The organism is Bradyrhizobium sp. UNPA324 (assembly GCF_006658635.1).
In the GTDB taxonomy this organism is placed as follows: domain Bacteria; phylum Pseudomonadota; class Alphaproteobacteria; order Rhizobiales; family Xanthobacteraceae; genus Bradyrhizobium; species Bradyrhizobium nanningense.
In genome coordinates this window covers 6,901,054-6,913,627 of the sequence record NZ_LFJD01000004.1, presented here as the reverse complement: position 1 = coordinate 6,913,627, position 12,574 = coordinate 6,901,054, and the positions used below count along the sequence as shown (strand labels likewise).

Here is a 12,574-nt window from a genome sequence, read left to right as displayed (position 1 = left end):
GGCAATTTTGGAGGTTCTGATGCAAAAGTCATACTTGATGGCCGCGACAGCGGCACTGGCGCTCGTCGTGCAAAGCGCGCTTGCGCTGGCCCAGACCGCGCCGGCTGCCGGCGGAACCGCCACGCCTGCGGCGACAACCAGTGCGCCGGCAACGACGACGGCTGCGACCACCGACAGCTCCAGCCAGCCGACCGGCTCCAAGAAGAGTGCATCGAAGAAGCCGGCGAAGAAGAAGATGACACGGCAGCAGGAAATCGATCATTCCATCGACACCGGCACCGTGCCCGCACGCTATCGCAGCTCCGTGCCCAAACGGTACCGGCAATATATTCCGTTCGATAAGCAGTGACGGATCGCACGGCGGCGCGGGATGCTGGGCTTCGCGCCGCTGGTGCCTTCGAAGAACGGGCTTTCGAACAGCCCTTCGTCGAGCGCTGCGACGAACCGCCTCTGCGAGGCGTCTTCCGGTCACATCCCCGGTAGCGGTCTGCCAGCGCAATGCTAGAGTAGGCCGAATCCCGGGGGGAATGATGAGTGACGACGTGAAGGATGCTGGCCTCGTGGCCATGATCAGCAGCATCCTCGGAGGCAACAAGCGCGCAGATAGTGTTGCACCGCCGCCGCTCACCGAGGGGCCGCCGACGGTGCCCTCGAACGGAGTGGAAGCGGTTTCGGCGCCCATCGCTGAGGCGACGTCGATTGGCCAAGAGGATGCGTCCCACGCTGCGCCGGCCACCCCCGAGCCGGTCGAGCAGCCTGCAAAAAAAGTCACGACGCGGGATGGCAAGCAGCTGCTGCCTGCCGAAGCGATTGCCGATCTCGTGCTGGGCCAATTGCGCAAGCTGGAGGATTTTCCGGCCACCGGCGTCTCGGTCACGGTCTATGGCTACCGGCATTGGAACGCGATGATCACCTTCGCGCCGTTCTCGACCAATTTCCAGAATGCAACGCGGTTCCGCCAGGCTTTGCCGGATATCGTCTTCAAGCTCCGTCGTTTCGTCGAACTTGAGATATAGTCCGGGAAAAGCGGCGGCGTCTGGCGTCGCCCCCGGAACAGTTCGACAGGATTCTTGCATTGAGCGTCGCCTTTACCAAGGAAGAAAGCGCCGAGACCGCGTCAGAGACGCTGCTGCCGGATCGCCCGATCTCGCCGCATCCCAACCTCGTGACGGAAGCCGGCTTGCAGGCGTTGCAGACGCAGCTTCGAGAAGCCCGCGAGGCCTATGAAGCCGCGCAAGCCATCGAGGACGTCAACGAGAAGCGCCGGCAATCGGCCGTGCCCCTCCGTGACGCCCGCTATCTGACGGAGCGCTTACGCACCGCGCAGGTCGTTCCCGATCCGGTGTCGAACGATATCGTCGCCTTCGGCAGCACGGTGACATTCAGCCGCACTGATGGCCGCGTGCAGACCTATCGCATCGTCGGCGAGGACGAAGCCGACCCGAAGGCGGGGACGATCTCGTTCGTCGCGCCGGTGGCGAAGTCGCTGATGGGGAAAGCGGTCGGCGATGTCGTCGGGGCAGGCGCCCAGGAGATCGAGATCTTGTCGATCGCGTAGCGAAGCGCAGGGCCGCATCGAAGATTGCGTGGCAAAGCGCGCCATCGACAGGAGCAATCTCATTCGCCTAAAGCGTGGTCCGGAACAGCGTGAGGCCGTCGTCTCCGCCGAACAGAGCTGGATGGTTGGATGAGACGGTTTTGGTCGGGAGCATTGCCGTTCTACGCGCTGGCGGGACTGGCCATGTGCATGTATCTCGTTCTGTACAGGACGAGCCTGTTCGATCTGAACGCGATCGTCCATGGCGCGACCGGGTCGGCATGGTTTCCGGCCTTCATGTTCGTCTGCGTGCTGCTGGAAGCGGTGTTCCCGTATTTCGGCTATTTTCCCGGCACCGCCCTGATCCTGATGTCGGTGGCGCTCAATCCCAAGGCCGTGGACGGCTCCGTCTTCACCGTGGCGTGGCTCGCCATCATCCTGGGCGCCGTTCTCAGCTACGGACAGGCTCGTTTCTTCAGGCCCTTCCTGCAGCGGGTGGCCTCAAGAGGCGCGCTGAGCCGATGTGAGTCGCTGTTCGACGCCTACGGCCGTTACGCGCGCATTGCCTTGTTCGTTCATCCCAACGCCTCTGCGATGTATTTCACGGCACTCGGACTGCTCGGCCGCAATTTGACGCGAGAGCTCGCTTATCTTTGCGTGGGGGCAGCGGCGGCCGTGGGCATTCTGTTCGTCATCGTGAGCAGGATCGTGTCATCTGTCGGCCCCACCGACGATGGCGAATTGCAGGTCCTGCTGGCAGCCGCGCTGGCCGCCATCGGGACCCTGGTCGGTCTCTACACGGCGTGGCGGCCACAGAGGGCGGTGTGAAGCCTGATCCGTTATTGTGCCCTACACCTCCGGCAGCTCGACTCCCGTCAGCTTGCCTAATTTACCGATGAGCGCGTCCTGAAATCTCGGATCGGTCGCTTCACTGGCCGGCTGCTGCTGCGCGAGGTGATGCCAGTAGCGCCCCGTCACCAAAGCTGCAGCATCCTTGCTCACCGCCAGCCAGGTTTGGGTCCGTTGACCGGTGTCGATATCGACCGGCGCGCCCGCGCCACCCATCTTCGTGCGCACCCAGCCGGGATCGACGGCGTTGCAGAGGACCTTGGGCCAGCGCCGCGCCAGCGCGAAGGCCAGCGCAACCACGTGCAACTTGCTCTCGGCGTAGGCTTGGGCGGAATCCCAGGCCCGCTTGGTCCAATCGAGGTCATCGAGCGAGCCCTCTCCACCCCTGTGCAATCCGCTGCTGAGATACACGAGCCGACCGGGCCGCTGGATCAGGGCCGTCAGCATGTACGGCGCAAGCGTGTTGATGGCCAGCGTCTCGGCATGGCCTTCCGGCGTCGCGCCGCGACCGGGACGCGTGTAGACGCCGGCGTTGTGGATGACCGCGTCCATGCGTCCGATCGCGTTGACCTGCTCGGCGATAGCCTTCGTCTCGGCCGCGCTTTTGAGATCGCCGACCACGATCCCTTGGGCACGTGACTTCAGCTCGCCAAGGGCATCGGCACGATCGGCCGAGCGCGCATGCAGCACCACACGGTGTCCTTGACCGAGCAGCGATTGCGCCGCCGCCCGGCCGAGGCCATCGGTGCTGCCGGTGATGAAGATGGTCGACATGCGATTCTCCCGTAGATCACATCCAAACACCCGAAAATCGTTAAGATCAGGCCGATTGCATGACGTATGAGATTCGTGGGGGACGCTTATGAAGAAGTTCCTGTTGTCCGTCGCAGCATTCGGAATGGCTTTGGCTATGCCTGGAACAATGTCCTGCTGTACGTGAAAGGCGGCGGCGCGGCCGTCGCCGACAAATACCGGACCAACGACGTCGTCACCGGCGCGGAGTTCGATCGAGCCAGCGAAACGCGTTGGGGTGGCATCGTCGGTGGCGGCCTTGAATTCGGCTTTGCCCCGAACTGGTCGCTGGGTGTGGAATACGACCACATCTTCCTCGGCCATCGCGACGTCAGTTTCACCGGCGCCGGTGGTTTTGGCGGCGTGGCGGCCGGCGCCTTCACGCGCAGGGAGCGGATCGGCCAGGACGTGGACATCGGGCTCGTGCGGTTGAACTATCGCTGGGGCGGCCCCGTCATCGCCAAATACTAGGGGTGGCGGGCGCGCCACTGATCGTCTGCGATCAACAGATCGCTGCGCCGATCGACCCATATTTAATAATTTTAATAATGCGCCTCTGCCCGCCAAGCTTAGCGCAATACGCGAGCGGCTTCTGCTCGCCGGACTTTCTCTCTTAGGCCCTCAAGATCCTCTATTGCCTTAAGCAATCTCACCAAATCGGAAATCATGTGTTCCAGATTAGGCTTTTGCGGTTTTGAGGTCCGAGATTTCTGTTTCATCGCGAAACGACTCCCTGCCGGGACCGGTTAAGATGGGCCGGAATTGGCAAGGACCGTGCCAGCGAAGCGCAACCGGCATTTCAGAGCAGAGAGCGCGCAGGAGGCAAGTGAAAGGGTTATCTGGCTGGCGCCCCTTTCCCTCCATACCACTGGCGTTCGATCCGGCCAGTGATGTCAGTGTCCTTTTCGTCAGAGAGGCGCCAGGCCGCCACTCCGAAGCAGACGGTTAGAACCACGGCTGTTGTTAGCAGCAGCATCGATAGAAACTGGCTCACACCTACACCCCCGAATGCCACGCATGAGCGAGCGACCATGGAACGTCGATTCGGAAAATGCAGATGCGTTGACCTATTGGCAGAATATCCCCAAGCCACGCGCGAAAGCGCAATTATCCTTGGTTGCAGCTGTTATCCGTTCCAGCCGTGAGGCAGTATCAGGCTCTGATCGAACAGCGGAGTGCCGATCCATGGGTCGGAAAGCAGCCGCTCAAGAACGCATGCTCGAACCGGTCCGCGGCCCGGGCAAAGTGCAGGTGGGAACGTTTGTTGCTGGCGCGAACCGCGTTGAGAACGTTGCGGACTTGGCATCCCGCGTTGCCGAAAGAGCGGCCGAAATAAACGATGAAGATCCAATCGTTGCTAGCGCAACGAGCACAACCCCGAAAATTAGGCTACGCATTTAAAACCTCCCTCACTCATCTCAGCATCGGACCGCGTTGTTTCAGCATTGCTTCGTTTGGCCGCCAAAATGGCTTCGTGCACGCGACCGTGAAGTGTGGATTGCTGTTGCGCTCTGGCGTCCCACGGGCTCCCTGAGCCGGAGCAGAGCCCAGCCGGCCTCAGCCGCCTAGACTGCTTAGAAAACCGCGCTCGATCTCAGTCAGGCCCGCGGGAGCTCTTCGAGGGCAATTCGACGAGCAGTCGGTGCTTCCGCATCAGGAAGGGACAAACCCATCAGGACAGGTGAGCTGAACGAATGGCCGGAAATGCAGCGGCCCCCGCACCCGTTCTCCGAGGCCGCTTTTATTTGCTCGGCAAGCGGAACGACTTTCCCAATTCCGAGTCGAATCCAGGCTCCCGACAAGTCCCCAAATCAAAAGCCCCCGTCGGGAGCAAACCTTCCCCAAGGTTGGCGACCTCGGCGCCCAAGCCGAGGTCGTTTGTCGTAAAGGTGGAAAAAGGCGTCGGCAAGGCGAGTGCGAGTAGCGCAAATCGCAACGCTTCTTAAGGCGCAGTTTGAATGGGCCGGCTGCAGTCGGGTGAGGGCGGAATTAAAGCGGATTAAATTTCCATGACAAAATGCTTTTAAATCAGCCATCTAAAGCTAGAGCGTTGCGGCAGAGACCTCAGGCTCCAGAGCCATGATTGCCGCGGCTGGCAGGTTACAGGGCATATCAACTGTTTCTGGTAAGCTTTGGGCTTGACCGGGGCATAATGCGAGTTCCCATTTAAATCTCCAGTTCGAGATGAGTCGGGATTTGCCGTGGGTATTTACTTGCTCTCACTCGCGGCGTGCGTTGTCGGGGTTCTTCTATTCATGGCATTCCATCGATAGGGCCGACAACGGGCGCAACAGTTACATTGAATCCTCAGCGCAAGCCGAAATTAATAATTTGGGCCGGTTGTTTTTGACTGTGCACAATTGCGCGCGTTCAATTCCAAAGGTTGGAGGCGAACGTGTTTTTGAATTGGTTCCTCGTTATCCTTATCGGCGTCAGCGTTGCGGTCCTGATAGCCCACGCGATTGACGCGATGCGTTCCTGAGGTGCGCTCATGGCGATGGTATCTGTAGATCTTGGCGGCAGATAGCCGCGGCCCGCAGTGGCAACTTGTGGAACTCGCCGCTTCGGTAGATCGCGCAGGCGAATTGACGCGCAGTCGATTGAAAATCAACTAACAATACGTCTGGTCGGAAGCACCTGATGGTGGAATAATTCCCGACGCTTTCTTGATTTAATTTTGACGTCGGCCGCGAACCGGCTGGCGATGTGGATTTTCATCATGGCCGCGCTTCCTCAGGACGTGGTGGCGGATTTGCAGCAGGAGAACGCGCGGCTCTTGGCCGAATTGCGCGCCGCACAAGATCGCGAGAGCGCCACTGCGGACATTCTCAAGATCATCGCCAGTTCGCCATCGGAGGTGAAGCCGGTATTCGATGCGATTGCGAGGCAGGCCAATGCCTTGCTTGGCGGATTTTCGACCACCGTATTCCGCTTCACCGACGGCACGGCCCATCTGGCGGCATTCACGCCGACGAATTCTGCCGCCGACGAGGCCTTAAAGAACATGTTTCCGAGGCCGATTGCCGAGTTTGAGAGTTTCGCAGGAGTCCAGGCAGGTAAGGCAGTACCGACTTCCGACACTGAAACGCTGACGAACGAAATCAAGTTCATCGCTCGCGCCCGCGGCTTTCGCAGCATGTTGTTCGTTCCGCTCTCGACCGGCGGCGTGGTGATCGGCATGATCAGCGTAACGCGGACCGAGCCCGGTAATTTCGCTCCGCATCATGTGCAACTTCTGCAGACCTTCGCCGATCAGGCCGTTATCGCCATTGAGAATACGCGGCTGTTCAATGAGGTGCAGGCGCGTACTGACGACTTGCGGGAGTCGCTGCAGCAGCAGACCGCGACCGCCGATGTCTTGAAGGTCATCAGCCGTTCCGCGTTTGATTTGCAGCCGGTTCTCGACACGCTGACGGAATCGGCGGCGTGGCTGTGTGGTGCCGACATGGCGGCCATCGTCCGGCAGGACACCGACGGCGCCTACTATCATGCAACGCGGTACAATTTCTCGCCCGAGTGGGCCGAGGTCTCGGCGCGCATTCGGCTCAATGCTGGACGCGGCAGCGTCGTTGGGCGCGTCCTGCTGTCCGGCAAAGCTGTCCAGATTCAGGATGTCCTGGTCGATCCCGAATATGCCTATCCCGAGCAGCAGAGGGCCGGCGGTTATCGCACCCTCCTCGGCGTGCCCCTGCTTCGGTCCGGGGAAACGATCGGCGTGTTGTTCCTGGGCCGCAAGACCGTAAACTCGTTCACGGACAAGCAGATCGACCTGGTCTCCACTTTCGCCGATCAGGCCGTGATCGCGATCGAAAATGTCCGGCTATTCGATGAGGTCCAGGCGAAGACGCGCGATCTCGCCGAATCGCTTCAGCAGCAAACTGCCACGGCCGATGTGCTGAAGGTGATCAGCCGCTCGACCTTCGACCTGCAAACCGTGCTCGATACGCTGGTCGATTCGGCGGCGCGGCTGTGCGAAGCGGAGATGGCGTTCATCATGCGCCGCGAGGGCGATGAATATCAGGCCGGAGCAGCGGTAGGGTTCTCCGAGGAATACATCGAGTTTCTGCGGGTTCACCCGATTATCCCCGGACGGAGCACGGTCACAGGTCGGGCCGTGCTGGAACGCAGACCGGTGCAGGTTCTCGATGTTGCTGCCGATCCCGAATACAGCCTGCGCGAGTCCACGACGATGGCCGGTCAGCGCACGGCGCTTGCTGTTCCCCTCCTGCGCGAGAACGAGCCGATCGGCGCGATTGTGATCGCTCGCCGGCGCGTGCAGCCTTTCACGGAAAAGCAGATCGAACTCGTCACCACGTTTGCCGACCAGGCCGTGATCGCCATCGAGAATGTGCGGCTCCTGGAACAATTGCAAACCAGGACGCGGGATCTGTCCGAGGCGCTGATGTACCAGACCGGCAGCGCCGACATCCTGCGCGTCATCGCATCCTCGCCGACCGAGGTCGGTCCCGTGCTCAAGGCCATTGTTGAAAGCGCATGCGGACTCTGCGAGGCCTATGATGCGCTGGTCGTTCTGAGGGATGGCGATGATCTCGTTATCCAGGCGCACCATGGCCAAGTTCCCGTGGTGTGGAGCCGACGATCGATCAGTGCAGAATCGCCCACCGGCCGGGCTATTATCGATCGCCGCACAGTTCATGTGCACGACCTGCTCGGGCCCGAAGGGGAGGAATTCCCGACGGGACGAGAATATGCGCTTCGCTCCAGCGTTCGCACCGTCCTCAGCGTGCCGCTTTTGCGAGAAGGCGAGAGCATGGGGGCGATCGTGCTACGCCGTACGGAGGTGCGCCCGTTCGGCGAGAAGCAGATCAACCTGCTTCAGACCTTTGCAGATCAGGCAGTCATCGCCATCGGCAACGTGCGTCTGTTCGAGCAGCTGAACGAATCGTTGGAGCGACAGACGGCAACGTCGGAGGTGCTGGAGATCATAAGCGCTTCATCGGGCGCCTTGACCCCGGTCTTCCACAAGATGCTGGAGAATGCGACCCGCATTTGCGGCGCAGGCTTCGGCACCATGAATCTCTACGAGGACGGCGGCTTCCGCACGGTTGCGCTGCATAACGCGCCACAGGCTTATGTTGACACCCGGCTATACCAGAAAATTCGCCCGCACCCGGCAAGCGGGCTCGGCACCGTCGAGAAAACTCATCAGACGGTTCATATCGACGATATCAGGACTCAGCCGCCCTACGTCGAAGGCAACCCGAACGTTCGCGCGCTTGCCGACCTTGCCGGTGCAAGGACCCTCGTCATCGTGCCAATGCTCAAGGAAGATCAGCTGATCGGCACCATCACGATCTTCCGGCAGGAAATTAAGCCCTTCACCGACAAGCAGATCGAACTCGTATCCAATTTCGCGCACCAGGGCGTGATCGCAATCGAGAATGCACGCCTGCTGAATGAACTGCGCGAGCGCACAAGGGAATTGTCGCAGTCGCTCGAGGAACTTCGGAATGCGCAGGATCGGCTGGTCCAGACCGAGAAGCTTGCCTCGCTCGGGCAACTTACCGCCGGCATTGCACATGAAATCAAGAACCCGCTCAACTTCGTCAACAATTTCGCTGCGCTGTCCTCCGAGCTGGTCGACGAGCTCCGCGACGGGCTGCGCTCAGCCCCGTTTGGCGAGGCAGCAAGGCAGGACATCGACGCGCTGATTCACCTGCTGCAGGGTAATCTGGAAAAGATCGTGCAGCACGGAACGCGCGCCGATTCCATTGTCAAGAATATGCTTCTGCACTCTCGCGCGGGGGCAGGCGAGCGCCGCTCGGCCGATATCAACGCCATCGTCGAGGAAAGTCTCAACCTTGCTTATCACGGGGCGCGCGCTGAGAAAGCAGGCTTCGATATCACGCTTGAAAGGAATCTCGATCCATCCGCAGGGGCCCTTGAGCTGTATCCGCAGGAAATCACGCGCGTGGTCCTCAATCTCGTTTCCAATGGATTCTACGCGGCGAGCAAACAAAGGGACGCCACCGGCCACGGCTTCGAGCCAAGGCTGCGCGCGACGACCACAAATCTGGGCGGCTCCGTCGAAATCCGGATTCGCGACAATGGCGCCGGCATCCCGGCCGAGGTGAGAGAGAAGATCTTCAATCCATTCTTCACGACCAAGCCCGCAGGTGAAGGCACCGGCCTCGGCCTTTCAATTTGTCACGACATCATCGTGAAGCAGCACGGCGGCAGCATCGAGGTCGATACCGAGCCCGGCGATTATACCGAGTTCATCATTACGCTGCCACGTACGCTGGCGGCACCATCGCGGACCGGAGGCAGAAGTTGAGCGTCTACATATTGGTCGTCGACGACGAGCCGGACGTCGAGGCCTTGTTTCGCCAGCAGTTTCGCCGCGATTTGCGCGCCGGCCGCTTTCTCATGGAGTTCGCATCGTCCGCGCCCGCGGCCTTGGAGCGCACGGTCGAGATGGAGGACGCCACCCTGATTCTGATCCTGTCCGACATCAACATGCCCGGAATGAGCGGGCTGGAGATGCTGCCCATCGTGCGTTCGGTCCGCCCCGATGTGCCGGTCATCATGATCACGGCCTACGGAGACGCCGAGACCAGGCGCAAGGCGCTGGCGAACGGCGCAACCGACCTGATGACCAAACCAATCGACTTCGCGGCGCTGCGCCAGGAGATAGACACGAGGCTTGAGCAGGCCGCCTGACCATTCTCGTGGTCGATGACAATCCGGGACGTCTCGCAAGGTGGAATGATCGCAGCGCATCTGACCTCAATGTTCACCAAAACACGGGGAGGTTGAAAATGAAGACGCTCTTGGTCCCGCTTCAAAATATTCCGATGATGACATCCACGCTGAATGTCGTCGTAGGCCTCGCTCAGCGTTCCGGAGCCTATATCGAAGGCTTTCCGCTTCGGTTCGGCATCCCGCCATATGTGGCCGCAGAATTGGCCACCGGCATCCTCCTGGATTCGTATGAGGCGAAGAGCGAGGCCGAATTGAGCGACATGCGCAACTTCTTCGAAGCATTCATGCTGAAGCACGACATTCATCGAGCCACTGCGGGTTCAGGTCGGCCATGCTTCGGCTGGCTGGAGAACGCGCCCGAGGGCGAAGACTTTGTCGGAAATTATGGGCGCGCTTTCGATCTGATCGTGATGGCACGGTCTGACGTCGATGCTGCGGGCCTTCACCGTCGCGCGATCGAATCCGCGCTGTTTGAGAGCGGCAGGCCGGTCCTGCTGGCGCCGTTGAATGCACCGACAAGCGTCGCGACAAACATCATGATCCACTGGAATGGTAGTACCGAGCAAGCGCGGGCAAACGCATTTGCCATGCCGCTGCTTCGCTTGGCGAAAAGGGTATCGGTTCTAACTGTCATTGGCGGCCAGGAGGTACCAGGACCATCTGCCGATCGCATCGTCGAGCAACTGCGCTACAATGACATTGCATCCGAGGCGATAAGGGTTGAGCTGGGGAATCGCGATACCGGCGAGGCGGTCCTCGATGCCGCCAGGGCTAACGGCTGCGATCTCCTGATCAAGGGTGCTTTCACCCGCACGCGTCTGCGGCAAATGATATTCGGCGGGGCGACCAGCTACATCATGGAACACGCGGATCTGCCGGTCCTGATGGCTCATTAGAGCGGTCAGGGGGCCTCATGCCCCTGTTTTGCCGATTGAGCAACAAAAATTCGGGAAAGCCGTAACCCATTGATCCGACTGACGTCGGCTACTGTGCATGGGGTTGTTTTCGACATTTTTGATTTGGACGGCCCAGACAGCCGTCAGGGTAGGGTAATCGTCCGCAACCGGCAGGGGTTCAGGAGGATGAATGGTGGGCGCACAAGGGATCGAACCTTGGACCTCTCCCGTGTGAAGGGAACGCTCTCCCGCTGAGCTATGCGCCCGGGACCATCATGCAGGCGGCCGGACCTTGTCGGCCGGCCGGCGCATCGGAGCCCGCGATTTAGAAGTGCGGGCTTGAGGTGTCAAGTTTCCAGGTGGCTCGAAGCCGGAAAAGCTTGCGCCAATCACGCCGCGCGCGTCGGAAAGGGCGGTTTTGGGCTGCTCACGCGCCCTGCTGGCGGGCGCGGGAGGCGTGAGCCTGCAGCGCCCGGATGCGCTCGGCCAGTGTTCCGCCGCCTTCGGGCAGGCTCGGCGCGCCGTTGGTTGTGGCATCGTTGGCCGGGCGCGGCGCCGGCTTCGGCGGCTGGCCGGCCTCGGCCGCCAGCAGCGCCTCGATCGGCGAGTTCGGACCTTCGAGCTGCATCGCGAGCTTTGCCACCTCGGCGGCGATGTCGTTGATGCGCTCGCGCAAAAGCGCATTCTCCATCCGCTCGGTCGCCCAGGAGCTCTCGGCCTGCTGCTGGATCGTGTTGACGTCGCGCTGGAGCTTAGCGCGTTCGTCGCGCGCGATGCGCAGCTGCTCCTCGAGCGCCGTCTTTTCCGCGCGCAGGGTCGCGACCGCGGACGACGACTTCGCGCTGCTCAGGCCCGCGATTTCCACACGCAGCTCCTTGACGGTGCGCTCGGCAGCTTCATTGGCCTGACGGAGCTGGTTGTTCTCATAGTCGCGCTCCGCAAGCAGCTTGCCCTGCGTGGCCAGCCGTCCCTCGAGGTCGGCGACGCGGCCCGACAGCATCTCGGCTTCCTTGACCTGCCCGATCAACTGGCGATCGAGCTCGGTGACGCGCTGGCTCAGATTCTCGACCCGGCTACGGGCCTCGCCGAGTTCGCGCGAGGCGGTCTCGGATTCGGTGCGCTCCTGCGCGAGGCGCGCTTGGGTGGCGACAAATTCCTTCTCGGCGTCGCCGACGCGGTTCTTCAATTCCTCGATCTGCGCGCGCACGGCGAGCAGCTCGACCTGGCGGCTCTCCGCCATCAGCGAGCGGTCGGACAGTTCGGAATTGATTTTTGCCAGCTCGTTCTGCTTGTCGGTCAGCGCATTCTCGGCGGCGCGCAAGGCTTCGGTCTTGGCGTTGAATTCCTCTTCGGTGGCGCGGAGCTGCTCCTTCACCGCCTTCTCGCGCGCCTCGAGCGCGAAGATCGTGGCGTTCTTCTCGCCGAGCTCGATCTTCATGCGGTTGATGGCGTCGCTCTTCTTGCCGAGCTCGGCGAGCTGGCTCGTGGTCTTGTTCTTGAGCTGGTCGACGCTCAGCTCGAGCCGCCGCGCCGACATGGCGAATTCGGCGCGCAGCTGGTCCTTGTCGGCCTGGATCTCCGCCATCGACAGCGGCGTTGCGGCTTCTAGCCGGCGCGTGGTCAGGCGCACGGCGCGGTTATGCACCAGAGGCACGATCGCGAGTCCGCACAGCATCGAGAGCAGGAAACCGATCGCCAGGTACATGATCGGTTCGACCATGGGCCAGAACTCCCAAGCTTAAGGAAAAATTCACCAACGACCATGCCATGGGGC

General features: G+C 61.2%; 9 protein-coding genes, 1 tRNA gene and 1 pseudogene. 8 read left to right on the top strand and 3 right to left on the bottom strand.

The features are described 5' to 3' along the window. Positions 1-19 precede the first annotated feature (19 nt). From UNPA324_RS33130 to UNPA324_RS33115, 4 genes are all read left to right on the top strand, one after another. A complete protein-coding gene (locus UNPA324_RS33130) occupies positions 20-349 on the top strand; it encodes a hypothetical protein (RefSeq protein WP_141939159.1) in 330 nt (109 codons plus the stop codon). Between the two features lie 181 nt (positions 350-530). Beyond that, positions 531-1,016, top strand: a complete 486-nt coding sequence (locus tag UNPA324_RS33125; RefSeq protein ID WP_141938235.1) for a hypothetical protein — start codon at positions 531-533, stop codon at positions 1,014-1,016. A gap of 59 nt (positions 1,017-1,075) precedes the next feature. Next, positions 1,076-1,558, top strand: a complete 483-nt coding sequence (gene greA, locus UNPA324_RS33120; RefSeq protein ID WP_128919935.1) for a transcription elongation factor GreA — start codon at positions 1,076-1,078, stop codon at positions 1,556-1,558. A 129-nt stretch (positions 1,559-1,687) separates the two neighbouring features. After that, entirely contained in the window at positions 1,688-2,365 is a 678-nt protein-coding gene (locus UNPA324_RS33115) for a hypothetical protein (RefSeq protein ID WP_128919934.1), read from the top strand. A gap of 21 nt (positions 2,366-2,386) precedes the next feature. On the opposite strand, the gene UNPA324_RS33110 is transcribed toward UNPA324_RS33115, so the two are convergent. Continuing rightward, entirely contained in the window at positions 2,387-3,160 is a 774-nt protein-coding gene (locus tag UNPA324_RS33110) for an SDR family NAD(P)-dependent oxidoreductase (protein ID WP_141938233.1), read from the bottom strand. Between the two features lie 132 nt (positions 3,161-3,292). On the opposite strand from UNPA324_RS33110, the pseudogene UNPA324_RS33105 reads away from it, so the two are divergent. From UNPA324_RS33105 to UNPA324_RS33080, 4 genes and pseudogenes are all read left to right on the top strand, one after another. Next, positions 3,293-3,649: pseudogene (locus UNPA324_RS33105) on the top strand (outer membrane protein); the annotation flags it as partial. 2,248 nt (positions 3,650-5,897) lie between these two features. Then, positions 5,898-9,476 (top strand): GAF domain-containing protein, encoded by a 3,579-nt coding sequence (locus tag UNPA324_RS33090; protein WP_502705474.1) that lies wholly within the window; start codon positions 5,898-5,900, stop codon positions 9,474-9,476. Further along, positions 9,473-9,862, top strand: coding sequence for a response regulator (locus tag UNPA324_RS33085; RefSeq protein WP_128919928.1), 390 nt, complete (start codon positions 9,473-9,475; stop codon positions 9,860-9,862). Before UNPA324_RS33090 ends, UNPA324_RS33085 begins: the two co-directional genes overlap by 4 nt. A 98-nt stretch (positions 9,863-9,960) precedes the next feature. Then, positions 9,961-10,800 (top strand): universal stress protein, encoded by an 840-nt coding sequence (locus UNPA324_RS33080; protein WP_128919927.1) that lies wholly within the window; start codon positions 9,961-9,963, stop codon positions 10,798-10,800. A gap of 191 nt (positions 10,801-10,991) precedes the next feature. Here UNPA324_RS33080 and UNPA324_RS33075 read toward each other — a convergent pair. Together UNPA324_RS33075 and UNPA324_RS33070 are read right to left on the bottom strand one after the other, a co-directional pair. Beyond that, a tRNA-Val gene (locus UNPA324_RS33075) sits at positions 10,992-11,066 on the bottom strand. Between the two features lie 161 nt (positions 11,067-11,227). After that, positions 11,228-12,520 (bottom strand): coiled-coil domain-containing protein, encoded by a 1,293-nt coding sequence (locus UNPA324_RS33070; RefSeq protein WP_141938222.1) that lies wholly within the window; start codon positions 12,518-12,520, stop codon positions 11,228-11,230. Positions 12,521-12,574: the final 54 nt, after the last annotated feature.

Bases quoted from the DNA above. Each gene is read 5' to 3' on its own strand.
- UNPA324_RS33130 (WP_141939159.1), top strand. From the start codon at position 20: ATGCAAAAGTCATACTTGATGGCCGCGACAGCGGCACTGGCGCTCGTC.
- UNPA324_RS33125 (WP_141938235.1), top strand. From the start codon at position 531: ATGAGTGACGACGTGAAGGATGCTGGCCTCGTGGCCATGATCAGCAGC.
- UNPA324_RS33115 (WP_128919934.1), top strand. From the start codon at position 1,688: ATGAGACGGTTTTGGTCGGGAGCATTGCCGTTCTACGCGCTGGCGGGA.
- UNPA324_RS33110 (WP_141938233.1), bottom strand. From the start codon at position 3,160: ATGTCGACCATCTTCATCACCGGCAGCACCGATGGCCTCGGCCGGGCG.
- UNPA324_RS33090 (WP_502705474.1), top strand. From the start codon at position 5,898: ATGGCCGCGCTTCCTCAGGACGTGGTGGCGGATTTGCAGCAGGAGAAC.
- UNPA324_RS33080 (WP_128919927.1), top strand. From the start codon at position 9,961: ATGAAGACGCTCTTGGTCCCGCTTCAAAATATTCCGATGATGACATCC.
- UNPA324_RS33070 (WP_141938222.1), bottom strand. From the start codon at position 12,520: ATGGTCGAACCGATCATGTACCTGGCGATCGGTTTCCTGCTCTCGATG.